Origin of the sequence: Paenibacillus oryzisoli (assembly GCF_050467285.1) — a bacterium.
Classification (GTDB): domain Bacteria; phylum Bacillota; class Bacilli; order Paenibacillales; family NBRC-103111; genus Paenibacillus_E; species Paenibacillus_E oryzisoli_A.
This window is the reverse complement of sequence record NZ_JBCMUN010000021.1, coordinates 11,342-36,463: the sequence shown is the minus strand read 5'-3', so window position 1 is coordinate 36,463 and position 25,122 is coordinate 11,342. Positions and strand designations below refer to the sequence as shown.

Annotated in this window: 19 protein-coding genes; 13 read left to right on the top strand and 6 right to left on the bottom strand. The window is 52.8% G+C overall.

The window, feature by feature from the left end; translation table 11 throughout:
* Positions 1–6 precede the first annotated feature (6 nt).
* Positions 7–846: a sulfurtransferase gene (locus tag ABE504_RS28840; protein WP_430095515.1), complete on the top strand. Its 840-nt coding sequence runs from the start codon at positions 7–9 to the stop codon at positions 844–846.
* Positions 847–1,134: 288 nt separating this feature from the next.
* On the opposite strand, the gene ABE504_RS28835 is transcribed toward ABE504_RS28840, so the two are convergent.
* Positions 1,135–1,818, bottom strand: a complete 684-nt coding sequence (locus ABE504_RS28835) for a hypothetical protein (protein ID WP_430095513.1) — start codon at positions 1,816–1,818, stop codon at positions 1,135–1,137.
* Between the two features lie 318 nt (positions 1,819–2,136).
* On the opposite strand from ABE504_RS28835, the gene ABE504_RS28830 reads away from it, so the two are divergent.
* From ABE504_RS28830 to ABE504_RS28810, 5 genes are all read left to right on the top strand, one after another.
* Positions 2,137–2,637, top strand: coding sequence for a DinB family protein (locus tag ABE504_RS28830; protein ID WP_430095512.1), 501 nt, complete (start codon positions 2,137–2,139; stop codon positions 2,635–2,637).
* 321 nt (positions 2,638–2,958) lie between these two features.
* Positions 2,959–3,780 carry a formate/nitrite transporter family protein gene (locus ABE504_RS28825; RefSeq protein WP_430095510.1) on the top strand — a complete coding sequence of 274 codons (822 nt, stop codon included), beginning with the start codon at positions 2,959–2,961 and terminating at the stop codon, positions 3,778–3,780.
* Positions 3,773–4,687: an L-lactate dehydrogenase gene (locus tag ABE504_RS28820; protein WP_430095508.1), complete on the top strand. Its 915-nt coding sequence runs from the start codon at positions 3,773–3,775 to the stop codon at positions 4,685–4,687. Before ABE504_RS28825 ends, ABE504_RS28820 begins: the two co-directional genes overlap by 8 nt.
* A gap of 671 nt (positions 4,688–5,358) precedes the next feature.
* Positions 5,359–12,840, top strand: coding sequence for an Ig-like domain-containing protein (locus ABE504_RS28815; RefSeq protein WP_430095506.1), 7,482 nt, complete (start codon positions 5,359–5,361; stop codon positions 12,838–12,840).
* A gap of 146 nt (positions 12,841–12,986) precedes the next feature.
* Positions 12,987–13,472 (top strand): DinB family protein, encoded by a 486-nt coding sequence (locus ABE504_RS28810; protein ID WP_430095504.1) that lies wholly within the window; start codon positions 12,987–12,989, stop codon positions 13,470–13,472.
* Here the strand turns inward: ABE504_RS28810 and ABE504_RS28805 are convergent.
* The 3 genes from ABE504_RS28805 to ABE504_RS28795 all read right to left on the bottom strand — a co-directional run bounded on the left by ABE504_RS28805 (position 13,461) and on the right by ABE504_RS28795 (position 15,190).
* Entirely contained in the window at positions 13,461–14,051 is a 591-nt protein-coding gene (locus ABE504_RS28805; RefSeq protein WP_430095502.1) for an NAD(P)H-dependent oxidoreductase, read from the bottom strand. The two genes, ABE504_RS28810 and ABE504_RS28805, sit on opposite strands and share 12 nt — an antisense overlap.
* A complete protein-coding gene (locus tag ABE504_RS28800; RefSeq protein WP_430095500.1) occupies positions 14,048–14,467 on the bottom strand; it encodes an SRPBCC family protein in 420 nt (139 codons plus the stop codon). The genes ABE504_RS28805 and ABE504_RS28800 overlap by 4 nt, the downstream gene beginning before the upstream one ends.
* A gap of 69 nt (positions 14,468–14,536) precedes the next feature.
* Complete coding sequence (locus ABE504_RS28795) at positions 14,537–15,190, bottom strand: TetR/AcrR family transcriptional regulator (protein ID WP_430095498.1); 654 nt, start codon at positions 15,188–15,190, stop codon at positions 14,537–14,539.
* Between the two features lie 222 nt (positions 15,191–15,412).
* Between ABE504_RS28795 and ABE504_RS28790 the strand changes: the two genes are divergently transcribed.
* Positions 15,413–15,802 carry a MerR family transcriptional regulator gene (locus ABE504_RS28790; RefSeq protein ID WP_430095496.1) on the top strand — a complete coding sequence of 130 codons (390 nt, stop codon included), beginning with the start codon at positions 15,413–15,415 and terminating at the stop codon, positions 15,800–15,802.
* A 59-nt stretch (positions 15,803–15,861) separates the two neighbouring features.
* Here the strand turns inward: ABE504_RS28790 and ABE504_RS28785 are convergent, their stop codons facing one another.
* Positions 15,862–16,749 carry a LysR family transcriptional regulator gene (locus ABE504_RS28785; RefSeq protein WP_430095494.1) on the bottom strand — a complete coding sequence of 296 codons (888 nt, stop codon included), beginning with the start codon at positions 16,747–16,749 and terminating at the stop codon, positions 15,862–15,864.
* Positions 16,750–16,865: 116 nt separating this feature from the next.
* On the opposite strand from ABE504_RS28785, the gene ABE504_RS28780 reads away from it, so the two are divergent.
* The 6 genes from ABE504_RS28780 to ABE504_RS28755 all read left to right on the top strand — a co-directional run bounded on the left by ABE504_RS28780 (position 16,866) and on the right by ABE504_RS28755 (position 23,628).
* Positions 16,866–18,260, top strand: a complete 1,395-nt coding sequence (locus tag ABE504_RS28780; protein ID WP_430095492.1) for an MFS transporter — start codon at positions 16,866–16,868, stop codon at positions 18,258–18,260.
* Between the two features lie 225 nt (positions 18,261–18,485).
* Entirely contained in the window at positions 18,486–19,706 is a 1,221-nt protein-coding gene (locus ABE504_RS28775; RefSeq protein WP_430095490.1) for an MFS transporter, read from the top strand.
* Between the two features lie 68 nt (positions 19,707–19,774).
* The gene (locus tag ABE504_RS28770; protein ID WP_430095488.1) at positions 19,775–20,266 is read left to right on the top strand and encodes a GNAT family N-acetyltransferase; all 492 of its coding nucleotides are present in this window, start codon (positions 19,775–19,777) and stop codon (positions 20,264–20,266) included.
* A 57-nt stretch (positions 20,267–20,323) separates the two neighbouring features.
* Positions 20,324–20,536, top strand: coding sequence for a helix-turn-helix domain-containing protein (locus ABE504_RS28765; RefSeq protein WP_430095487.1), 213 nt, complete (start codon positions 20,324–20,326; stop codon positions 20,534–20,536).
* Between the two features lie 694 nt (positions 20,537–21,230).
* Positions 21,231–22,439, top strand: coding sequence for a lysylphosphatidylglycerol synthase domain-containing protein (locus ABE504_RS28760; RefSeq protein ID WP_430095486.1), 1,209 nt, complete (start codon positions 21,231–21,233; stop codon positions 22,437–22,439).
* The gene (locus ABE504_RS28755; RefSeq protein ID WP_430095485.1) at positions 22,429–23,628 is read left to right on the top strand and encodes a glycosyltransferase family 4 protein; all 1,200 of its coding nucleotides are present in this window, start codon (positions 22,429–22,431) and stop codon (positions 23,626–23,628) included. The genes ABE504_RS28760 and ABE504_RS28755 overlap by 11 nt, the downstream gene beginning before the upstream one ends.
* Here ABE504_RS28755 and ABE504_RS28750 read toward each other — a convergent pair whose 3' ends face one another.
* On the bottom strand, positions 23,629–24,993 hold the full coding sequence (locus ABE504_RS28750) for a TrkH family potassium uptake protein (RefSeq protein WP_430095484.1): 1,365 nt from the start codon (positions 24,991–24,993) through the stop codon (positions 23,629–23,631).
* Positions 24,994–25,122 lie beyond the last annotated feature (129 nt).

Below are 25,122 nucleotides of genomic sequence, written 5' to 3'. Positions count from 1 at the left end.
CATACCGTGGAAAATATCGTAAGTCAATCGTGGCTCTTAGGTCAATTGGGCGACGCCAATATCGTCATTGCGGATTGCCGCTTTGCGCTGGGGCAGCCGAACTCCGGGCGTACCCTGTATGAACAAGACCATATTCCAGGCGCGGTTTACGTTGATCTGGAAAAAGATATGTCCGGTGCCCTCATGGCGCACGGCGGGCGTCATCCACTGCCGGATCTCGGCGGGTTCTCCATCCTGGTCGGCAACCTCGGCATCGACGGTACCAAAACCGTCGTCGCCTACGACGATCAAGGCGGCGCGATGGCCTCGCGCTTGTGGTGGATGCTGAAGTTCCTCGGGCATTCCGAGGTCTATGTGTTGGATCAGGGCTACACGGCGTGGAAAGCGGCCGGATACCCCGTCACGGCAGAAGTGTCGCAGCCTTATCCGTGCACATTCTCGCCGAAGGTGAACCGCCGCATGCTGGCGTCCATGGACGAAGTGAAGGACAAGCTCGGCAGCCCAGGCACGGTGCTGGTCGATTCGCGCGAAGAGCGGCGCTACCTCGGGCTCGAGGAGCCGATCGACAAGGCGGCAGGGCATATCCCGGGCGCACGCAACTTTTTCTGGAAAGGCGTTCTCGGTGAGAACGGCGCCTGGAAGACGGCTGCGGAGCAGGAGCAGCATTTTGCTTCGCTGCGGGATGCGGAGGAAATCATCGTCTACTGCGGCTCTGGCGTGACGGCGTGCCCGAACGTGCTCGCGCTGAGCGAAGCGGGGTTCGACAATGTGAAGCTGTATAGCGGCAGCTGGAGCGACTGGATCTCGTGGGAAGATAACCCGATTGCAACGGGTGAGGAGAAGTAAACTGTAAGCCGCGTCGGATGCGGGTTTGAGGGCTGTGACAGTTTGCCGAGAGGCGGGCTGCTGCAGCCCTTTGCGCCTTTTTGCACTAGCTTGCAGGGTCGCTACTCGCACACGCTATTTAAATTCCTGTTAATCTGTATGATTTTTCATATACGAATCGTCACAGTACACGCAAATTGACAGATTCTATATGATTTTTCATACAGGGTCGTCAAAGTTGCCTTCTTCTCGTAAATTCTATACGATTTTTCATATACATTTACGTAAGCATAAGGTTATAGAGACACGTCACACTAAATCCGGACTTTGAATGGAACCCACGTATTCATAGTAAATGACCCGCTCAGACACGCCCCTGGCTACAGATCGAAATTTTCCTTTTTCCTCTAGTATGCGACAGTACTTAATGACGGTCATTGGATGCAATTCCAGTTCTCGCGCTGCCGCGGTTGGACGAAGAACACGATTGTGGCGAATGGCTGCTCGCATTAAGTCTCGTTCTATTTTTGAAAAGGGTCTTCGCACTGCTCTTGCAACTCCTAGCTCCGCGGTCAAATAAGGAGACAGGATGTTCCGCAAGGCGGAAAGAATGAACGTGGGATTTTCTTTTAGCTCATCCAGAGAGATGTAGTAGATCGCACAGTCTTGAGCCTGCAGAAATAGTCCCCGGTTCAAATCCATGCGATACTTCGTCCGGTCCTGTCCGTGGGACCCAAAGTCCATGATTTCCAATCCAATCTGCAAGGCACCAACCCTCCACATGAAGTCAACGAAGTAGGATCTGCCTCGCCAGTCCATTACTTCATATTCAGGATGCAGTCCGTGAAAATGTCCGACAAGGGGCCACCAAATTTTTTCTATGAATAATCTGTTTCCATAGCCATGACCGCGTTTCAGGGCATCGAGTCGCTCCCCTTTTCTTCGTTTTAGATGGTTAATCATCCATTTCTCGTGTTCAATTTGAAATCCCATCCCCAGTCCTCCTCGCTTTTTCTAAAAGCAAAAAGCCCCGTCCTTTCCGGTCTGGAAAGGAAGCGGAGCATGCTTTGCCACTTGGTTGTAAATATATTGATATCCCAAGTGTGTCATAAAATTTGAAGGAGCGCAACCGGGAGGCTGGTTCGCTACGGCTGAACGAAAACGGAGTAGATGAAACGTCGACAACTACAAGACCTTTTCAATGCTATTATATGAAATATTGAGTTAGTGGAAAATGTGTGAAAAAATAGGGGGACAGCGTCTAAAATATAAGATAAACAGTATTCGCACCATGTAGAGGAGTGATTAGGGTTGTTGGAAATCGTGCAGCAACAATACGGCTGGATCCGATCGGCAAGACAAAATATGTTTGCGTTCTTGGAAGAACTCCCTCTTCATGTGTTACACCAAACCATACCTGAATTTGGACGTGGAACGATCCTGCGAACCCATGTTCATGTCGTTGACTCGTACAGGTTCTGGTTGGAATCTTTCGCGTTTAGGAAGATAAACGAACATCGTGATAGTCCTGTGCACGAGATTGAACGCGCTGATGTAAAGTACGTTCGTAAAAGATTTGCGGAAGTGGACGAGCTCGTACAACGGTACTTAAACGCATATTGCGATCGTTTATCGGAACCTATTGAACAAGACGAGAGCTGGCAGGGTTATCCGAAGTCAGCAACGCCTTTATTTCTATTAACTCATGTTGAGACACATGAATTTCATCACAAAGGCCAAATCGTATCGATGGCCAGGCATCTGGGCTACCCGCCTCCAGCCGATGATCGGTTAGGCGGACTTTTCACCTGACGGCTGGCGGAGCCAATTCTACGCTGGGGGCGACTGGATTTCATGGGAAGACAACCCGATTGCGACGGGGGGGGAAATAAGCTAATACCCGCGTCGGATGCGGGCTTGAGGGCTGTAGCAGGTATGAGTATGCGACCTGTTTCAGCCCTCTTTTTGTATTTTGTAAATTTTCTAGGCACGGGCCTACGATGTGATAACCATCACAGAAAAGTCTGACATATTCCGATAAGATCTGTTCATAGGAAGCCTTACCGGAGCCATGGTAAACCAATCTTTATATAATCGTTGCTCTGCATGACAGGAATTTGGAGGTGAGCGTAAATGGAAATTGCTGCACTCGATAAGGTTGAACAGCTTGCCTTGAAGAAGCTCAAGGTATTCAAGATGAGCCGTCTACGGTATATCGCGCGCTCTGCACTCGCGAGCATGTTCATCGGGTTTGGCGTCATTGTTGCGTTCAAGACAGGCAGCTTTTTTTACGGGGAACATTCACCTCTTACGTATCCAATGGCGGCCATTACTTTTGGAGCGGCCATCATTCTCATCGCTTACGGGGGAGGGGATCTGTTCACGGGCAACACCTTTTACTACACGTATACGGCCTTACGACGGAAAATGAGTTGGCGTACCGTGCTGAAGCTATGGCTGTGCACCTACATCGGCAATATCATCGGCGCAGCCTTTTTCGCGTTCATGATCTACACGACCGGGCTCTTCGCGGAGTCGTCTGTCAACGAGTTCTTGCTCAGTGTCGTGGATAAAAAAATGAATCTGCCGATTGGGGAACTGTTCTTTCGCGCCATCCTCTGTAACTGGCTCGTCTGTCTTGCCTTTTTCATCCCCTTGTCCCTTAAGGGAGACGGAGCGAAGATGTTCGCCATGGTTCTCTTCGTGTTCTGCTTCTTTATCTCCGGCTACGAACATAGCATTGCCAATATGTGCACGTTCGCGATCGCGTTGGTGCTGCACCATCCTGGGACGATATCCATCGGCGGGGTGTTTCATAATCTCATTCCCGTCACCCTGGGCAATATCATTGGCGGCGCGGTGCTGATGGGCGTGATGTACCACTATGTGAACAAACCTTATTTGGAAGATCTCCATTCAACTACTACATTAACGGAGGGCGATTTGGATGAGTAAAACGAAGATTGTAATCATTGGCGTAGGAGCCGTAGGCGCAACGACTGCGTACACACTGCTGCTCCGTGAGCGAGCGGAAGAGCTGGTGCTCATTGACGCCAACAAAGGCAAGGCGAAAGGCGACGCGATCGATATGAACCATGGCCTTCCTTTTTTAGGGAAAACGAAGGTGTGGGCCGGTGAATACGAGGACTGCCGCGATGCCAGCATTATCATCATTACAGCAGGCGCTGCCCAAAGGCCGGGCGAGACGAGGGTCGATCTGTTGAAAAGGAATGTCGGCATATTCGAGAGCATTATGACCGAAGTGCTCAAGTACAATCAGGACGGCATTCTGCTGATCGCCTCCAACCCTGTGGACATCATGAGTTACTTTTCGTGGCGGAAGTCGCAGTGGCCTGTTCAGCGGATCATCGGTTCGGGCACGCTGCTCGACAGCTCGCGCTTCCGTTACCTGATCGGAGAAGAGCTGGGCATCGACCCGCGTAGCGTGCATGCTCATATTATTGGCGAGCATGGCGATTCCGAGCTCCCGGTGTGGAGCCTGGCCAATATTGCCGGAACCCGCATTCCATTCGACGAGGAGACGAAGGAGAGAATTTTTACGAATACGAGGGATGCGGCATACGAGATCATCTCGGCAAAGGGGGCTACCTACTACGCGATCGCCCTCGCGCTCGACCGCATCTGTACAGCAATTCTTCGCGATGAAGGTGCCGTGCTGAATGTCTCGACACTGCTTCAGGATTATCACGGGGTATCGAATGTCTATCTCGGCGTCCCTTGCGTCGTGGACCGCAGCGGCGTTCGCGAAGTGCTCAAACTAGAGATCTCGGAGTTGGAGCGCGAGCAGCTTCAGCGGTCGGCGCAGAAGATGAAGGACCTTATTCAATCCATCGATGCATGACCAGGAATGAGCCTGAGGGGATTGCTTCCCTTGGCTTACCACTGAGGTAGACCGCGTTGGTCGCGGGTCTGGGGGCTGTGACAGGTTGCCGATGGGCAGGCTGTTGCGGCCTCTTTTTATTTTTCGTTCAGCAGCTCCACTTTCCATGAAGCAAGTCTGTTGATAGTTAATTGGGACATTTTGCCTATTTTATTTTCCCAAGCATAGGTTTTTTATTATTTTTTAAAAAAATTAACATGAAAATTTGTCGAATTTTTGGTGATTTCTTTCGATTTATTTGATATATTTTAGGTCTAAGGTCCTAAATGTGCGAAAAATATTGTTTTTGTCCAGAAATTGTTCAGAATGGTGTGTTATATTGTTTATCACTATAGGTACTCTGGCTCAAAGTTACATAAAATGATGGAGCGAAATAGCGATATTTGGCGAATAATGTCAAACTCAGAGAGGTGGAGTGATGAGCGAAAGTCAGGTCACATCCGTGATAACTCGGTAACCCTGAGATTGTGTCAATAAAATCGCTTGTTCTACCGTAGGGCGATGCCTTTGTTGGTTCGCCTCCTTGTGATTTGTAGTGTACGGGTACCCTTGTACTCAAGAATACAAAAAATTGCCCATGGCTAACGGATTTCATTCCGTTTAGTGCCGTGAGCGAAGCGAAAGGAATAAATATGAAAAACAACGGCATTAAAAGATTGATTTCAGCTGCGCTGTCTGTGTTCTTGATGCTGGGGGTTATTGGTTTTTCCCCATTCGGCAGCGTAGCGGCTGCGGCGGCACCTACGGCGAACTACAATCAGTTCCAAGTCAAGTTGACGGCCGATCCGGTGACGGATGCGGCACCTGTCGGTTCGCCTAACGGCTTCGGCACAACAGGTTCAGCCGGACGCATATGGACCGACAAGAGCGTTACGGTCGAGAGTGACGGCAGTTTTGGTGTCAAGTTGTCTACATTGGCGCAGGAATATGTAACTGTAAACTCGCAAAACCCGGGCGTTGGTGGCAGCAGTGGCAACACGCCGGCGGCGGATGTGACGTTTGTTCTGGATATGAGTACGTCTATGAATGGACAGGATGTCAATCAAACACCAGGGTCATCTACCAAATATCGTCGCGTAGAAGCTATGGCGATGGCGGCAAATGATGCGATCCGCACCGTCATGGATGCAAACCCTAATAATCGTGTGGCGGTTTATTGGTTTGGAGGGGCCGCTACGAGTAACCATCTGGGTACGATGATGCCCCTGAATCACTATGATCTTTCTTCAGGTCAAAAATATTTAATTTATGGAACAGGGGATTATTCCATCACGCCAAACAGCAATTTGGGTGTTTCAGCAACGAAGGTATCGCTAGCGGGAGGAACGCCGACTCAGGATGGAATCATGTACGGCATCTCTAGCACTTTAAACGCTTTAGGAACAAGGAGCACTGGACCTAAGCGCCAACCTTATGTATTTATCCTGTCAGACGGAGCGGCGATAAATGCTAAAAAAGCTTGGTATACATCGCCCAAGGACAATAAATCCTTTGACAATGATTATCTAGGAGCATTAAGCGACGCTACCACAATTTCAAATTATAACCGACCAAGTAATTCGAACGATTATGTGCCTCCCAGCGGGACGGCGTCGATAACTGCGGGAGATCCTGAGGTGGCAGCGCTGACAATTCTCACCGGTGCGTATATGAAAAAGATTGTAGGGGGTGCATACACGACTTACAACGGAGAATCAACGGAAGCTAAATTCTATACGGTAGGGCTAGGTACGGAATCCGCCATAAATGGTACCAGCAGCGCCGTTTACGCATGGGCGGGGCTTGACCCGAAAACACTCAATGATAATAAAACTACCAGTAGTTTTAGAAATGGTACGGCGGTCGCTACGTATGGAAAACTAGCGCCATATGCAACCTCAGGGCCGGGTGGCATAGACTATACAAATGCTTTTGTCTACAGCAATTATTATACATTTGCTTCAAGTTATGACTTGCTCAGCGGAGCCTTCAACGGGATGGCCAGTGATGTAGAGGCTTCCACGACCATCCTACCGCTGCTCGATATACCCGCAGGCGGGGGGCTTGGCGGCTCGGAAACGGCCGAGATCGCGAGCGCCATCGTCTTCGTTGACGAAATCGGCGATGGTTTCGCTGTGGATACGTCCACGCTGAAAATAGGGGACGCTGTTGCGACGGTCGATACGAGCCTGAGCATAACCGGCGGTACGGCGTATAAATTCGCCGGATACGGAAGCAAGGCTGTCATTCAGACAGTTGACGGCGTTACTAGTCTCACCTGGTATATCGATTCGGCAGATATGCAGCCGCACATTTATCGCTTTACAAACCGGACTAGCCCGGTGGCGGGGGAATATACCGCGCCTACAAATGGTTCTTTTGCACTCAACTATAAAGTAAAACCTGCATTTACAGCATCGCCAGCCGACAGTGCGCTGAATCTTGCCTACTATCTCAATTCCGGCAGTGCCGGCGGAGGGGCAAAAACGGCGGCTTACTTTACGCCGCCCGCTGACAGCCCGTATTATGCTGGTTTAACCAGCACGCGGACGATTACCAAGACAGGCGGCATCGGGGCGAATTATGTCACTGAGGAGTCGCTTTCCGGTAATAAAGTGACGATGAAACTTGGCAACAACGGCAAGCTGGGGTTGGAAATGGGGATTATTAAGACCGGCCCAGCGACTGCTCCGCTCAACGGCACTATCAATTATACGGTTAAGGTTTATAACTACACAGATACAGACAAAACAGGTCTTAGCGTCATCAGCGAAGCACAAACGCAATCAGGTATTACGGTTCCCGCAAATGGCAGTAAGGAGCTGACCTTTAGTACAACCGCGCCAGGTACGACAGGACCGATAACCAGTGGCACTGCTGTCATTTCGGGTATCAATCTTGCATCCAATACGGTGATAACGGATGTAACGAATGTGAATGCACCGCCAACCGCAGCGGCTCAATCGGTTGATGTGAATCAAAACACGGCGAAGGCCATCACCTTGGGTGTCGCGGACGATCTGACCGCCGTGAATGATTTGATCTACGTGGTGCCGGCGTCAACCGCACCGGCACACGGGACATTGTCGCAGGACACGGTGGACAAGAACAAATGGAACTACACGCCGACTACGGGATACGCAGGCCCAGACAGCTTCACGTACAAAGTGACCGACGCTGGAGGTTTATCGAGCAGCGAAGCTACGATCACGATCACGGTGAACGGAGCGCCGACGGCGGCGGATCAGACGGTGCAAGTGGGTAAAAATACGGCGAAGGCCATCACTTTGAGCGTTACAGACGATCTGACGGCTGTGAATAATCTGATCTATGTGGTGCCGGCGACAACCGCGCCAGCGCATGGGTCATTGACGCAGGATGCGACGGACAAAAATAAGTGGACGTATACGCCGACTGCGGAGTATACAGGTTCCGACAGCTTCACGTACAAAGTGACTGATGCAGGAGGTTTGTCGAGCAGCGAAGCCACGATCACGATCACGGTGAACGGAGCGCCGACAGCAGCGGATCAATCGATTGCTGTGAACCAGGGGACATCGAAGGAGATCACCTTGGGCGTCACAGACGATCTGACTGCTGTAAATAGTCTGATCTACACGGTGCCGGCGACAACCGCGCCATCGCACGGAACCTTGGCGCAGGACGAGACAGATAAAAACAAGTGGACGTATACGCCAACTACGGGATATGCAGGCCCGGACAGCTTCACGTACAAAGTAACGGATGCGGGAGGTTTGTCGAGCAGCGAAGCTACGATCACCATCACGGTGAACGGAGTGCCAACGGCAGCGGCCCAATCCGTTGTTGTGAATAAAAATACGGCGAAGACGATCACCTTGGGCGTCACGGACGATCTGACCGCTGTGAATAATCTAATATACACCGTGCCGGCGACAACCGCGCCAGCGCATGGAACTTTAACGCAGGATGAGACAGATAAAAACAAGTGGATATATACGCCGACTGCGGGGTATACAGGTCCGGACAGCTTCACATACAAAGTGACCGACGCTGGAGGTTTAGCGAGCAGTGAAGCTACGATCACGATCACAGTGAACGGAGTGCCGACAGCGGCGGATCAGACCGTGCAGGTAGTTAAAGATACGGCGAAGGTCATCACCTTGGACGTTACCGACGATCTGACTGCTGTGAATAATCTGATCTACACGGTGCCGGCGACAACCGCGCCAGCGCATGGGACATTGACACAGGATGCGACGGACAAAAACAAGTGGACGTATACGCCGAGCGCGGGATATGTAGGTCCGGACAGCTTCACGTATAAAGTGACCGACGCAGGAGGTTTGTCGAGCAGCGAAGCTACCGTAACGATTGCAATGAACGGAGCGCCAACGGCAGCAGGACAATCGGTTGATGTGAATCAAAACACGCCGAAAGCCATCACCTTAGGCGTCACGGACGATCTGACGGCTGTGAATGCTCTGATCTACACGGTGCCGGCGACAACAGCGCCAGCGCACGGAACATTAACGCAGGACGCGACAGTCAAGAACAAGTGGACGTATACGCCAAGTGCGGGGTATACAGGTTCAGACAGCTTTACGTACAAAGTGACCGATGAAGGGAACTTGTCGAGCAGCGAAGCCACTGTGACGATTATCGTGAACGGACCGCCTGTGGCAGTCGGTCAGGATGTAAAGACAAACAAAGGTGTGGCCAAACCGATCATGTTAATCGGAATGGACGATCTTTCCTCCGTGACGGGTGTAGTTTATCACCTGCCTGGTACAACGCAGCAGGGCGGCACGTTAACACAGGTTGGTACGAGTGGGGCGGTGATTTATACGCCGGCACCCGGCTATATCGGGCCGGACAGCTTCACATTTACAATTACGGATGAAGGTGGCTTGGAAAGTAACCCAGCTGTAGTTAACCTTACGGTGAACGGCAGCCCGACGGCTTCAGGAAACACGTTCGAAACATCGGAGAATGTGATTTTGAGTAATCAGGTAGCGGGAACTGACCCGAACGGGGATAGCTTGTCTTACCACCTCCTAACGCAGGCCGGGCATGGGACGGTGACGATGGATACGTATGGAGGCGGCGCCTTTACCTATGTACCGGATGTCGATTACACAGGTGAAGATAGCTTCACGTTTAAGGTGATGGACGAAGATGGCCTGGAAAGCGAACCGGTGACAGTGACGATTACCATCTTGAAGTCGCTTGACGGATGGGTCGGCAATAACGGCCTCGGAGTCACTAATCCTCCTGTTATTGTTGGGGCGGGAGATCCGCTTAAACTATCAGCGATCAGTTCCATTTTTGCGACGACAGCAAAGGCAACGATTACGTACAAAATTTTAAATGCAACCAATATGTTGGTGGATCAAATCGATACGGTAGACCTGGCGGTGAACCCAGCTGGAACAACATTGGTCAGCACGCAGTGGACGAACGTCAACTATCGATTGAACGACAAGGCCGTAACAGGCTCCTATACCGTTACTTATGCGACGTACAAGCAAGGTAATCTGTTCCAGACAGAGCCAGGCGACCGTTTGGCGGATAATCACTTCAGTGTTGTGACGAACATCAATTTGGTAGGTACGGTACAAAGGGATGAAGAAACAGGTCCGGACCTCCCTCTTGCAGGTGCCAAAGTAACACTGTACGATCCAACCGGTTTAAATAAGGTTGCTGAAACGACAACGGATGCAAATGGCGGCTATCGCTTTGAGGGCATTGCCACCAAGAAATATTTGATTGAGGTGGGCAAGCAAGGATACACATCGAAGAAACGGGTATTCAATGCTTTGCCGACAACAACGGGTCAAACGGAGATCAGGCAGGATTTCCTGCTGGTCAACTTCGGGCTAGGCTTGACGGCAACCCCTACCGCCATCGTTGGTGATGGTAACACCACGTCGGTGCTTAAGGCTGTTATAACCGATCGCAACGGGAATCCGATTCCCAATATCGAGGTCGTATTTGACGCGCAGGACGGTACTTTCCCTAGCGGAACAACAGCAATGACCAATGCGAATGGCGTTGCTTCGGTCGTGTTCAAATCGGCGAAGATTGAAGGCATACTTTCTCAGCTTGTTCCGGTGACAGCTACTGTGAATGATGATGCAAACGGGCTGCACGATACAGCGCAAATTCTGATTACGTTTGAGCCAGCTTCCGTTGTCGGACAAGTCACGAATACGACGACAACTAACGGTCATGCCAGCAGCAGTGTGCTTGCAGGCGTTCCGATTAAGCTGACCGCCGATTTTGACGGAGACGGCATCATCGACTTCTCGGCGGAGACGGTGACGGATAGCGATGGCAAGTACAGCATTGCCGTACCAAGAGGAGATAAACCGTACCATCTGGAGGTTATCCGTACAGAAAATATCGGTGGAGTCGCTACACCGGTTTCTTACCAGCAGACAGCCAATGTAGGAATCGTAACCGGTGCAGGTAACGAAAACTTCAAGTCCGAGAAAACAGCGACGGGCATCGTGCTTTTCAAACAGCAGGACGGTACGGAAGAAGGCAAATCCAGCTTGCCTAGTTCGGATTTGAAGAATAGTATGAAAGTTTATGTGAAAAAGTCGGACGGCACTTATATCGAGGATAGCCCCGGTCATCCGAAGTCATTCGCTCTTTTGAACCAAGGTGTCTTCAATGTCGAAGGACTGGCTGTAAATGAAGCCTATACGCTGGATTTCGCCTACGAGGTATCGCCGGGCAAGGAAATCGTGCTATCACACAGAACTGTGCAGGTTGCGGCAGACGGTGAAATGAACATTACGCAAGAGCTGATCGACCCATATGGTAAGGTAACGGATGCTGTTGCTAATAATCCGATTGCAGGCGCGCATGTGGTTCTCTACTATGCTGGCACAACGACCGGTGTTGTATTGCCGGGCATTGCAGGCTTTGCGCCTAATAACAATGCAAGCCCTGATCAATACACCGATGCGTCAGGTGACTATGCCTACATGGTATTCCCGGATACCGACTATAAGTTGGTTGTTTCCAAAGATGGCTATTACACGAAAACAATCGATAATATCCATGTCGGTAAAGACATCGTTAAACAAGACTTTACCCTGGATCCGATCCCGCCTTCGGATGGAACGCCAAGCGTACCGGCACCAACAAATGTAACCTTGAACCTGTCCGTGGATAAGAACCTCGTGCAGGAGGGCGAAAATTCCACGATTGCCGTGGATTATACGAATCCGACTGCGACAACCATTAAGGACGGTAAGATTACGGTTACCGTGCCAGACGGCGCCAACATTGTAGACGCTGACGGCGGTACTGTTGACGGCAACACAATTACATGGCCGGTGACAGACTTGCCTGTCGGGCAAGCTAGCAGCCACCACATTGTTGTGAAGTGGCCGCAGCTTTCCACAAAGGATGCTGATTTTGATTTGCAAGGCAAGTTCACGGTTGGCGGAAATGGTGTAAATGCCGTGAAGGCGAGTTCGACCGTGAGAGTCAAAGTATTCTCGGATCGTTTCAACCATCTGCAGCATCAACGTTATATTCTGGGGTATCCGGATGGAACCTTCAAAACGAATAACGCCTTGACACGAGCCGAGCTTGCAGCCATTGTTGCCAGACTGACGGAAAATGTGAAAATCGATGCACCGTTGACCTTCCGTGACGTATCAGAAACGCACTGGGCAGCGAACTACATCAAGATCGTAACCAAACATGGCTTCTTCAATGGGTTTGAAGACGGCACCTTCCATCCGGAAGCGCCGGTAACAAGAGCTGAATTGGCATCGGTTATGGTGCGGTTCTTGAAGCTGAATGTCGGTGTGACCGGTGACTACCACTTCACAGATGTTCAGGGTCATTGGGCAGCCCAAGCGATTGAAGAATTGTATCGTGAAAAATTCCTTGCCGGCTATCCGGACGGAACATTCAAACCGGCAGCGAACATTACCCGCGTTGAAGCTGTTACATTGATCAACCGGATGTTGTACCGCGGCCCATTGACCGGCATCTCACCATTATTCCCGGATGTGTCTTCTACGTATTGGGGCTTCGGAGATATCATGGAAGCAAGCATCTCACATGAATCCACCCGCAATGCGGACGGAAGCGAAGCTTGGTTGAACAAGATTGCGGATGACGTGCAATAATCAATAAAGAAGAGACCTTAGCCTGATATTGGTTAAGGTCTTTTCTGCTTTGTGCATGAGGCAGCCTTGAAGACATCATGATTTACAAGCATGCAAAACATACGTTCGTATGATATAGTGTTGTCAAACAGAAAGGAGAAACAGACATGTCAGACACTCAACGTATACTTGAGGATTTTAAAGCGATTATTCCCTGGGTTAACCAACTTGTGGAACTGGATGACGCTGCTTGGTTCAAGCCGATTGCGGAAGGAAAAGCCTCTATAGCCGAAATCATCTCCCATCTCGAGAATTGGGATCGATATCTGATAACGAAGGCTATTCCTTCAGCGCAGAAAGGGGAGGGCATTGTTTTCCCAGACTTTGATCCGTTTAATACGGCGGCGTACGAATATGCGAGATCCGGCATAAGTAAAAGCCAGCTAGTGGGCAAGTTCTGCGCAACACGCATGGAGTTGTATGACTTGCTGCTCGAAATCGGGGAGGAAGCGCTCAGAAAACATGTGGCCGCCAATGGGGTTGCGCTATGCCCCCACACGGGAACGCCGTATTCGGTATTGTATATCATTCAGGAATTTATTGAGCATGACCTTCATCATAAAAAGCAAATTGACCATGCGCTATTGCGCTGAACTCGCCTTCATCATTGCGTCCAGCATCCGTTTGCGAACGATCTGCGGGTTCAGATCAGGGGAGGTAATATGCGCCAGATAGCCTCGGGCGCTATTGTCGATTTGCTCATCCGTCGCTTTGATTGCGCCATAGAATTTATAATGAGGCAGGAAAATCATGCCGGTCTGATTGGCAAACACTTGCAGGGGACGGACCAGTTCACTGATGGTATAGCCAATGAGGCCGCCTGATTGATAGGAAGATTCATCGCCGCCAATCGATAGGGCAAGCACAAGCTCGGTTCCCGCGATGGCCTTGCCGCCGGTGCCGAACAACCAGGATGTCGTCACGACGTCATCCAGCCACTGCTTTAGCAAAGCCGGCATGCTGTACCACTGGATGGGAAACTGCAAAACGACGCGGTCATGCTCGGCGAGAAGGTTCTGTTCATTTTCCACGTCAATGGCATGATCGGGGTAGGTTGCGTACAGTTCTTGAACGGTGATTTGGTCGGGGTGCTTACGAAGTTCCGCTAACCAGCGTTTGTTGACGCGCGACTGTTCGATACTCGGGTGGGCTGCAAGGACAAGAATTCTCATCGGCGGCCTCCTCTGGCTTCGGCCTCGATGGTCGCTTTCATAACCTCCGCGCCGCGATGGATACGCGCTTGAATCTCGGGAGCGAGATGCTCCGGCAGGAAATCGGTGATCCAGACGAGGTTAGTGCTGCTGTTACCGTGAGGGAAAACTTGAAACGATGCATGATGATGTAGCAATGGCATGCGTCCTTCAACGACGGCGTACGCCATTCTGCGTTCCTGATCATCAATGGACACAATGTACTCGCGCGTCATGCCGCCATTTGGCAGCAAAAGCGTCCTTTCGTGACCGTCGATGAGGGTGTTCTCGGTATAGCCGGGAACCAGTCGATAATGGACAGCACCGACGTCGCTGACGGCGTCCCATACCTGCTCGGCTGAAGCATCAATCCAAATTTCCTTGCGAATCGTTGGCATAAGAATCACGCTCCTTGAGCTCATTATATTTTTGATTGAGTTATCAGTCAACCAAAAAAAGAAAAAAGCCTAATCCGGCTTGAAAAATGAAGTAGCGGATTCGGCGATCTGATCGAACTTTTCGCTCATCGTGAGGTTCACTTCTGTCTCTGTCACACCTTGAGCGGTAAGGTCCAGAAACAGCTGATCCAGATAATTCACGCCTTGGGAGACGGCGCCCCAGAACTGCATAGCCATTAAATTAGCGTCGCCCTGACGAATCATGCCCTGCTGAATACCTCTGTCGATCGCCTTCACCATCGGCTGGATGAAACTCTTCATCCAATCGAAGGGTGACAACTCTCCGGGCTCATAGAGATGGTGCAGATCAAGACTGATACGCATATAGAAGCGCTGGGTCTGGGAATCGGTGATGACTCGCTCGCAGATGAGTTTGGCGTAAGTTTGGAATTGGGTAAGCACCGGCCTATCTTGTTCAAAATAGGTCGTCGTAAACCGGAGGGATTGCTCCGTCATGTATTCGTACAGCTCACGGAAGAGCTGTTTTTTATTTTTGAAATAATAATAGACCAGTCCATGCGCAAGACCCGCCTGAATAGCGATGTCGCCTAAAGTGGCCGCAGCGTAACCTTTTTCAACATAGACACGGATGGCCGCCTGCAAAATTTCTTGCTTGCGCTGCTCGCGGATCAGCTCGTTCTGTTTCTTTGTACGGGGGGACATGTGATCACACCTTGGTTTGATTTTATTACCAGTATACGTCATCGCGAGCAAGATGAAAAACGCTCGGGCCCCGCGCATCGTCAATAATTCCAACTCCAAGGTTCCCGAATCATAGTTCGTTATGCTACACTTGCGGAAGACGGGCCTACAGGCGATTTCTTCAATGAACAAGGGATTATCCCCTGGTAATACGATTCTACTAAAAAATATGGAGGTCTTCAGATGAGCGGCGGCGACACGACGTTTTCCATTAAGGGCATGTCTCGAAAAACGGGATTAACGGAGGATGCGCTCCGCTATTACGAGAAGATCGGACTGCTTCCCCGGGCAAAAAGAAAAGAGAACGGGCGGCGCGTCTACCACGAGGAAGATATGCAGTTGATGGAGCTCATCATTTGTTTGAAGAAGATGGGGGTTCCGCTGAAAAATATTAAAGAGTTTGCTTCGCTGTCCTATGTCGAAGATATTGTGTCTGTCCCCGAACTGTACGAGAAAGTGCTGATGTACAGGGAGAGGATTCAGACCCAGGTGGATCACTTGCAGAAGATTTTGAGCGTCTTGGATTATAAAATTTCTCATAAGAAAAGCTTGCTGAAGGATACTCAAGAGTAAACGGCTTGAGGCAGAAGGGGCTTGATCAGGGCTGTGTCAGGTTGCCGAGGGGCAGGCTGTCATAGCCCTTTTTGTGCCAAGGAGGAGAAGTAGTCGATGACGAACTCGCGGAATTCCAGCGCAGCTTGCGATATGTATCGGCTCGTATTCCATAGTAGTGCGATTTCCCGTACCAGTGTATGATTGTCGATTTGCAGGTAATGGATCGATTCTCTCGCACTTTTGGCTGTGCCGGGAATGAAGGCGATGCCGATTTCGGCCTCTACCAACGCAGCTAGCCTCGCAGGTTCGTCCCCTTCATACACATAGTGAGGTGAAAATCCGACCGACTGGCACAAAGCGTCCACGAAGTTGCGGGCGCCGTACCCTTTTTGGACGCCGACAAACGATTCATTCCGCAGTTCAGCCAAGGAAACATTGCTGCGCTGGGCCAGCGGGTGCCCCTTGGGAACCGCCACGAAGATGGGATCGATGCACACCACTTGGCAGGCGATGCCTTCTTCCTGAATCGGAGGTGATGATAAGCAGAAATCGACCTCGCCTTTATGAAGAAGCGAAATCAAGCTCTGTTCGTTCATCATTTGCACGTGGAATTGAATGTGGGGACGCTTTTTGCGAAAACCCCGCAGGAGTTGAGGCAGCGGACTCGCCGTCGTCACCGCCAATTCAAGCGTGCCGTGCTCTGGGCTGGATAAATCGCGCAGCTCCTGCCGTCCTTGCTCCAACTCATACAACGCTTTTTCCGCACGGCGAAGAAATCGAGTGCCGAACTCGTTCAAGCGCAGCTTCCTCCCCGTTCGATCGAACAGCGGAACGCCGAGATCTTCCTCTAAACGCTGGATCGTTTTGCTTAATGAGGACTGGGTGACATGCAGACTCCGCGCAGCTTCTGTCATATGTTCCAAGCGAGCGACGGTGAGAAAATAATGCAATTGCAGCAGTTCCATGGGGCAGTCTCCATTCATTCCTTCTAGTCGATGGAATTATAACATAAAATGCCTTGGAGTAAATGGGCGATTTCCAGTACGATAGGGTCAACATCGATTTGGGAGGAAAGTTGGCCATGAATTCAGCACGCAATCAATGGCTCATGAGCGCTGTCGGTTTAGGCATCTTGCTAAATCCACTCAGCTCTTCTATGATTTCAGTTGCGATAGCCAGACTGCAGCACGTATATACGTTAGATTTTACAACAGTGTCCTGGATCGTCTTCTGCTTCTATCTGGCGAGTGCGGTCGCACAGCCTGTGATGGGCAAGGCCAGCGACATGTTCGGCCGCAGAAAAATATTTCTGACCGGTCTTATCGTCTCGTTCGCAGCTTCCTTGCTCGCGCCGTTGTCCCCGAATTTTGGATGGCTGCTGGTGTCCCGTACAGTGCAGTCGATCGGCACGAGCATGATGGTCGCCGTGGGCATGGCGATTGTCAGAATCGAGGTGAAGGAAAAGCAAGCGGTGGCATTGTCCGTGTTGTCCATGTTCATGTCCGGCGCAGCGGCCATTGGGCCTTTTGTTGGCGGTGTTATGCTCCAATGGGGCGATTGGCCGGCAATCTTCATCGTGTGCCTGCCTTTCGCGGCCGTGAGCTTCATCCTCAGCTGGCGAGTGCTTCCTAAGGACGCACCTGCTAAGGCAGCAGGCGCCAGGTCCTTTCGGACATGGCTGCAATGGATGGATGCGCCGGGCATTCTGCTGTTCACGATCGGTTTGATTAGTCTGCTCGTCGGCTTGCTGTCGGCAAAGACAGCCGGTCAGTTCTCATGGACGAGTGGCAGCGTCTGCTTGCTCGGGATCGCAGCGCTGGCCGTTTTCGTACGGCACGAGCTAAGGACGGCTTCACCCTTTATTCCGCTGCGAACATTCGCTCAGCACCCTGCCCTGACAGGGGTCAACGTCCAATATTTGCTCGTCAATTTGCTGTTTTACGCGCTCTTCTTCGGAGTACCTTCTTATTTGCAAATGGTTCGCCATGTCAGCGAATTCCATACAGGACTGCTAATGCTGGCCATGGGCCTCAGTTCGTTGATCGCTTCCCCGATTGCGGGACGCTGGGTGGATCGATCCGGGCCGCGTCCTGTGCTCGTTGTATCTGCAATCCTGATGACACTCGGTTCGGTGTGGCTGGCATTATTGAAAGATTCATCACCGGTGATCAGTGTCTGCTTAGCGTTAGCGGCGTTTGGGTGCAGCAACGGCTTGAACGCCGTGGGGCTGCAATCGGCGCTATTCACAAGCGCGCCTAAAGCGATGATCGGCGTTGCCTCCGGACTGTTCAATACATCGAGATATGTGGGAACGATTCTCTCCTCCTTGTTGACCGGCTTGATGATGGGAGGAAGCTTCAGTTTTATCGGGTTTCGCAGGCTCGCGATGGTGCTTGCCGTAATCGGCGTTGCCTTGGTGTTCATGAGTCTGCGGCACAGGGAGGCCAAGCAGCACGTACAAGGATCGGATGCGTAAAGGGGCGCACTTTTTTTCAGCATCTCAGCAAGTATATCCTCGAAGTGGCTCTATGCCATCAGTAAACGCTCCCGTCCTTGTAAGGACGGCAAAGCCGTTTATCTTTGATGCAGCATTCCAATCCGCCGTAAGGCAGTCGTATAATAAAAATTATCCATTTGCAGGGAAGGGACAAGCCCAACCGCTTGGTGATGTTCACTTCATGATGAAAAGGGCGTGACCGTGTTGTTGAAAGAGAAAGATTCTATTTTGCGGCATCCGTCGTTTAACAAATTCTGGCTCTCGCGGATGTTCTCCTCGACCTCGTTCCAGATGCTCTCCGTCGCGATTGGCTGGCAGATGTACGATCTGACGCACGATGCGTTCAGTCTCGGTTTCGTTGGTCTGGCCCAGTTCATCCCAATGGTGCTGCTGACGTTTGTAGTCGGACAGGTCGCGGACCGCTTTGATCGACGCCGGATCGTGTTCATCTGCCAAGGGATCGAGGCGCTGATCGCTGTCCTGCTCCTGTTCGGCAATGTGAACGGTTGGCTTGGCAAGGAGGGCATTTTTGCAGCGGCTGCGATACTTGGCGCCTGTCGCGCTTTTGAAGGACCGACTTCGTCGGCCTTGCTTCCGCAGCTCGTTCCCAAGTCGATGCTGCAGCAGGCGATTGCCTGGAGCACGTCGGTCGGGCAGACGACGCAAATTTTGGGGCCGTCCTTGGGCGGACTGCTTTTCGCGTTAGGACCTGTTTCTGTGTACGGTACGGCAGCAGTGGCCCTCTTCGTCGCCGCGATCCTAACGTTCCTCATTCGCACAGAGCCAATTGAGCGTAAGTTCGAGCCAGTGACGCTGCGCTCTGTATTCATGGGGCTGTCGTTCATCTACCGGCACCCGATGATTCTGGGCACAATTTCGCTGGACCTGTTTGCGGTGCTTTTGGGCGGAGCGACGGCGCTGCTGCCGATTTTTGCGCAGGATATTCTGCATGCCGGGCCTGTCGGCCTTGGGCTTCTGCGTACGGCGCCGGCGGTTGGCGCGCTGCTGATGTCCATCGTCCTGGCCTACTTCCCGCTGAAAAAAGCAGTGGGCTTCAAGCTGTTCGCCGCGCTGGGCGTGTTTGGGCTCGCCACGATGCTCTTTGCCATTTCGACCAATATCGCGGTGTCGTTATTCGCCCTGTTCCTTGTCGGCGCATCGGATGTCGTCAGTGTCGTGATCCGGTCATCGCTGGTACAGCTCCAGACGCCGGATGATATGCGGGGCCGGGTGAACGCGGTCAACTCGCTGTTTATCGGGACATCGAATCAGTTGGGCGAGTTCGAGTCGGGCATTGTGGCTGGGTTCATCGGCGCGGCGCCTGCGGCACTCGTGGGAGGCATCGGCACACTCGTTGTGGCGGGCTTATGGATGTATCTATTCCCGTCACTGCGGCGGATGCGGTCATTGGCGGAGGAAGGATGAAGTCGTAGCTGCGGAGACTGGCGCATAAGGATGAAACATGCAAGCGATATCCATAGGGGGAGAGAGCGATGACCGTATTTTCCTGTAGAGCTGCTAGGCCCGAGGACTATCCTCTGATTTGTACGTTTCCGCAAAATGCGCAGGAACTCTTCTATATGTATCCGGCGGGGAAGTTTCCGCTGACTCCGGAGCAGCTGGCCGCAGCGGTAAAAGAACGGTGGAAGCCCACCGTTGTACTGGCTGACGGGGAAGTGGCAGGCTACGCGAACCTGTACGGTCTCGTGGAGCAGGCGGAGTGCTATCTCGGCAACGTCATCGTGGCCGCGGCTTACCGGAGCCGCGGGGCTGCGTCCGAGCTGATCGGGCGGATGATCACGCAGGCGAGGGACGAACTGAACGTCCCGAAGCTGAAGCTGGTCTGCCATCATACGAATATGCCTGCCTTGCTCTTTTACAAAAAGCTCGGCTTCCGGCCCTTCGATCTGCGCACGATGAAAGGTTTGGCAGGCGAGACGGTTGTCGGCCTTTTAATGGAAATGGATCTCAGCCGCTCCGAATAAGGTGCGGAACCTCTGGTTACGCTGAAAGTAAATGTGACAAGCGAAGGAGAAGGTCCGATGAAGGTTGCGCTTGGCAGATGCCTGCTACAAGAACGATTGAACGAACACGGCGTGTCGCGCGAGGAGCTGGCTCGGGCACTGCACTATAAGCCGGAACGGCTGGCAGATTATATGGAGAATAAGCGGGTCATGCCGCTGCAAGTGGCAATTTCCATTGCCAATACCGTGGGGTGCGGCGTGCGGGAGTTGTATGAGTTACGGGAATCCTGAGCGTATCGAAAAGGCTGTAACCGGCGCCGAGGGGCGGGGTTGCAGTCTTTTTTAGTATAGGGGGAGCGAGGTGTGCCCTTTATTGTGTTCTGGCGGGTAGGGGGAGACGGGAAAAGTAGCGAAAGAAGGAGATTGGTTGGGAGAGAGCAGCAGTGGAGAAGGCAGCGGAAAGTTTGAGGAGAGGGGAGTAGGGGGTAAGGAGCGGAAAGTTGGTGGGAGAGAGCATTCGTGTGTAAGGAGTGGAAAGTTGGTGGGAGAGGGCAGTCGTGTGAAGGAGCGGAAAGTTGGCAGAGGAGTTAGTTAAAACAATTTATGTAAGCGTATGCAACCCCTCTTATTTCACGCTAGGGCCGAGGAATTGCCTAAATAAGAGGGGTAAAACCCTTCTATTCGCTCTCGTTTGCCCAAAAATGGCGGGTTGGGAGAAGAATAAGAGGGGCTAGCCACCTTTATTTCGTGCCAATCCGCTCCATTAGCAAAAATAAGAGGGTTTTCCCCCTTCTATTCGACGGGATCATACGAGGCGTCCCACTTAGAGCCTGCCCAAACCCACCCAAGCCAGCCAGCTTTCCCCGAAGGGGACAAGCCCGCCGCAAATTAACAAAACCAACATGATTCCCCGCATCCCCTTTTACATTCCTCGGCTACAATGGAGGGACAGCCGGATTGCTGAAAAGGACGGTGAGACGGAACGATGCGCTCCAAATGGTGGCCGGCGGCGCTGAAAATCTTGCTCGCGGCCGGCATTGTGTATGCGGCCCAGCGAAATTTGCCGCTCAAGGCGGCTGATCTTCTTCAATTTATGCTTCATGCGAAGGTTTCTTTTTACATATCCATGGTTGTGTTCGCGATCTTCCTGATGCTGCAGGCGGGCATCTGGGTGCTGATCGTGAACGGCGCGAGCCGCGCAGGCAGTGAGGGCATCATCAGCGCTGGCAGCACAGGCCCCACCAACACCGGTGCCTCGGGCAGCACCCCCGTCACCGCCAGCGTGGACACCACGGGCCCCACCACCGGCAACGCTGGCACCACGGCAGCCGCCGGCAGCGCAAGCGCCACCAGCGCGGGCAGCGACACCGCGGGCCCCGCCGACAGCGCAGCCCCTGAGACCCCAGGCGGGGCCCCACCCCCGCCTCCCAAGCTGGCCATGCTGCAGGGCCTGCGCCTGTTCATCAATTCCCAGTTCGCCAAGTATATCCCCGGCGGCTTCTGGAACTACGCGGGCCGCATCGTGCTGGCCACGCAGGCGGGCATCCCGCTGCCGGCGCAGCTCGCGGCGATCGTCTACGAGAACGTGCTGCTCGTTCTCGCCGCCTGTGCGTACGCGCTGCTCCTCGCGGTCGAGCTCAGCCGCGCGCCGGGGCTGCTCGTCGGCGGCGCGCTAGCTGCCGCACTCGGCCTGTACGCAGGCTACGCCCCGCTGACGGCGCTGCTCAGCCGCGCATTCGCCGCGGCCTCCCGCTGGCCCCGGCTTCAGCCCCTGCTGCGGCGGCTCCACCCCCGGCCGTCGGAGCCCGCAGCCGAGCCCAACTCCAAGTGGGCGCTGCTCAGCCGCAACCAGTTTTTTGCCTGCTGGGGCTACTTCTTGGCCAGTCATTTTGTCATGGGCATCGCCTTCTGGCTGCTGTGCAATTCCTTCGGCGCAGGCCGGATCACGCTGCTCTATGCCGCCGGCACGTTCGCCACATCGTGGCTGCTCGGACTGCTTAGTCCGCTGCCGGGCGGACTCGGGGTGCGGGAGGGCTTTCTGGTTTACTTTTTGTCGCTGAAGCTGGGGACAGAGGCGGCCGTGCACATATCCGTTATCGCGCGAGTATGGAATATCATGGCGGAGCTTACGTTCTGGATGCTCATTCAAATCATCAGCAGACTTGCGGGAAAGGTGAGATGGTATGAAGCCTAATCGAAAAAAAGTCGTCCTGGTTGCCGGCGTATTCCCACCGGGGATCGGCGGCATGCAGAGCTATTACTATAACCTCTCCAAACACACAAAACATGACATTACTGTTCTGGCCCCTGAGTATCCGGGCAGCGAGGCGTTTGATGAGGAGCAATCGTTCCGAACGGTGCGCGGCTCCTTCATGCGAAATGAGCGAGCCCATGTGCTAAGCTGGGGACGGCTGTTTCGCCATGTCAAACGGATGATGACCATGGAAAAGCCGGACGTCACCGTCTACGGCTATGTGCTGATCGGCTTCATCGGGCTGTTGTTCCGCCTGTTCGGCAATCGGCGCTACGTCATCTCTACCCATGGCATGGATATGCTGATGTTTCGCCGCTTTTGGGGCCTCAATCAGATCGTAAGGCTCATCCTCGTCCACGCGGACGGCGTCCTGACGAACAGTTTGTTTACGCAAAAGCTAGTCGAAGACTACGGCGTCGATCCATCCCGCATCTCCCTCGTGCATCCGGGGGTGGAGGCGATTTTTGACAAGAAAGACGTCAATCGGGCGCTGATGCAGAAGAGCAGTCTGGAAAATAAGTACGTTATTCTCTCGGTGGGGCGCTTGGTCACGCGCAAAGGGCAGGATCGGGTCATCGAGGCGATGCCCGACATCTTGCGGCATATCCCCCACGCGATCTATGTCATCATCGGCGACGGCCCGGACCGGGCGCGCCTCGAGAAGCTGGCCGAGTCCACCGGTGTGGCGGATAAAGTGCTTTTTCTGGGCAGTATCCGCGATAACGATCTGTTAAATGAATATTACAACCTGGCCCATCAGTTCATTATGGTGGCACGGGAATTGGACAAAGGGGATGCGGAAGGCTTTGGCATCGTGTATCTGGAAGCGGCTTCGGCGGGATTGCCGGTCATTGCGGGGAGGTCCGGCGGCGCGCTGGAGGCCGTGCTGGACGGAGTAACGGGACTGCTCGTCGATCCGAACGATCATGCGGAGATTGTTGCGAGCATCGTGCGGCTGTCGCAGGATGAAGCGCTGCGGGAACGGCTTGTGCAGGCCGGCTATCTGCGCGCCAAAACACGCTTCCAATACGACGTTCTCGCAGACACATTCGATCATTACGTGGAACAGCTGTGCGCCGATCCGCTGCCGGCCAAACGGCTCGCCGACAAGCGGACGCGCATGAACTAATCAGCCTGTCATGACCCTTTCGACCGGATAGCGGTAGAGAGGGTTCTTTTTGTTGCCGCCCATCAGGTTCAAGACGGAGGTGAGCCCGATTCTTCCAAGGAACATAAGGACCATCAGAATACACTGGGCAAAAGGACTGAGGTCCGGCGTAATGCCGGTCGACAAGCCCACCGTGCCGAAGGCGGAGCACACTTCCAAAAAGATGGCGACAGGCGAATGTTGGCGGTCCGTGAACGAAATCGCCATCACCGAGACACAGCAGAGCACGAGGGCCAGCATCGTGATGGCGAGCGATTTCAGAATGTCGTCCGGGTGTACCTCGCGATTAAAGACCTTGATCTGAGGCTTCCCCTTGGCAAAGCTGTAGAGAAACAGCATGTTCAGCGCAAAAGTCGTCGTCCGGATCCCGCCCCCTACCGAGTTCGGCGAGCCGCCGATGAACATATACACGCTCATTAACAGGAGCGTCGGCAGCGCGAGCTGGTTAATATCCAGTGTCGTCACGCCGGCGCTGCGCGTGGTTGCAGCTTGAAACAAGGCATAGAAGAAGCTCTGGTGCCAGGACATGCCGCTAAAATAGTTGTTATGCTCGAACAGCAGAATCAGCAACGTGCCGGCCGCAAGCAGAATGCCGTACGTAGACACGGTGAGCTTGGTAAAAAGCGAGAACCGATACGGCAGCTTGCCCAAGCCTCTTTCGTGGGATAGGAAGGCTTTAGCCTCAAGCAGAACGGGAAACCCGATCGCGCCGAAAATAATCAGGACAATCGTGACAAGCTGTACGAAATAATCGCCGGCGAACGGCGTCATCGACAAGCCGGTAATGTCCAGACCGGCATTCGTCGTGGCGCTGACGGAGGCGAACAAGCCGTGGAGGAACGCTTCCCGCCAGGTCGGGTAATACTGGATAAACCGAATTCCCAAGATGAGCGCGCCGAGCAGCTCGGTGATCAGAAATATTTTCACAACATCCTTCACGAGCTTCACGAGTCCCGCCAGCGCAAATTGATTGTTGTCCACCATGATGAGCCGGCGTTCGCGCAGGGAGATCTTGCGTCCGAGGAGCAGCCAGAATAGTGTGGAGATCGCCATAATGCCGATACCCCCGAATTGCAGGACAAGCATAATCACAAAATAACCGAACACGCTGTACGTATCCGCGACGTTGAAGATGCTGAGCCCGGTATCGCTGACGATGCTGACCGACATGAAAACCGTATGAAAGAACGAGACGTTGGCCCCCGGTTTATGTACGCCGGGCAAGCTGAACAATATAATAGAAATAATAACGGCCATTACATAGTACCCGCTTACAACCTGTGCGGGGGAGAGGGACTTGAGCCAGACCCATTGTTGACGCAGCATAGGAATAGTAACCCTTTCTATATTGAACCTGAGCAGGGACCCGTTGGTATATCTTGGTTTACCCATCTTAAGAGTATGGTATTCGCCTCGGGAGCGGGCGTCAAGTGCATCCTGCCGGATGGTGCAGGG

Excerpts from the sequence above, each read along its gene's own strand:
- ABE504_RS28820 (WP_430095508.1), top strand. The coding sequence starts at position 3,773 with ATGAGTAAAACGAAGATTGTAATCATTGGCGTAGGAGCCGTAGGCGCA.
- ABE504_RS28800 (WP_430095500.1), bottom strand. The coding sequence starts at position 14,467 with ATGCCAACGATTCGCAAGGAAATTTGGATTGATGCTTCAGCCGAGCAG.
- ABE504_RS28750 (WP_430095484.1), bottom strand. The coding sequence starts at position 24,993 with ATGCTGCGTCAACAATGGGTCTGGCTCAAGTCCCTCTCCCCCGCACAG.
- ABE504_RS28760 (WP_430095486.1), top strand. The coding sequence starts at position 21,231 with ATGCGCTCCAAATGGTGGCCGGCGGCGCTGAAAATCTTGCTCGCGGCC.
- ABE504_RS28795 (WP_430095498.1), bottom strand. The coding sequence starts at position 15,190 with ATGTCCCCCCGTACAAAGAAACAGAACGAGCTGATCCGCGAGCAGCGC.
- ABE504_RS28815 (WP_430095506.1), top strand. The coding sequence starts at position 5,359 with ATGAAAAACAACGGCATTAAAAGATTGATTTCAGCTGCGCTGTCTGTG.
- ABE504_RS28805 (WP_430095502.1), bottom strand. The coding sequence starts at position 14,051 with ATGAGAATTCTTGTCCTTGCAGCCCACCCGAGTATCGAACAGTCGCGC.
- ABE504_RS28790 (WP_430095496.1), top strand. The coding sequence starts at position 15,413 with ATGAGCGGCGGCGACACGACGTTTTCCATTAAGGGCATGTCTCGAAAA.
- ABE504_RS28835 (WP_430095513.1), bottom strand. The coding sequence starts at position 1,818 with ATGGGATTTCAAATTGAACACGAGAAATGGATGATTAACCATCTAAAA.
- ABE504_RS28755 (WP_430095485.1), top strand. The coding sequence starts at position 22,429 with ATGAAGCCTAATCGAAAAAAAGTCGTCCTGGTTGCCGGCGTATTCCCA.
- ABE504_RS28780 (WP_430095492.1), top strand. The coding sequence starts at position 16,866 with ATGAATTCAGCACGCAATCAATGGCTCATGAGCGCTGTCGGTTTAGGC.
- ABE504_RS28765 (WP_430095487.1), top strand. The coding sequence starts at position 20,324 with ATGAAGGTTGCGCTTGGCAGATGCCTGCTACAAGAACGATTGAACGAA.
- ABE504_RS28810 (WP_430095504.1), top strand. The coding sequence starts at position 12,987 with ATGTCAGACACTCAACGTATACTTGAGGATTTTAAAGCGATTATTCCC.
- ABE504_RS28825 (WP_430095510.1), top strand. The coding sequence starts at position 2,959 with ATGGAAATTGCTGCACTCGATAAGGTTGAACAGCTTGCCTTGAAGAAG.
- ABE504_RS28770 (WP_430095488.1), top strand. The coding sequence starts at position 19,775 with ATGACCGTATTTTCCTGTAGAGCTGCTAGGCCCGAGGACTATCCTCTG.
- ABE504_RS28785 (WP_430095494.1), bottom strand. The coding sequence starts at position 16,749 with ATGGAACTGCTGCAATTGCATTATTTTCTCACCGTCGCTCGCTTGGAA.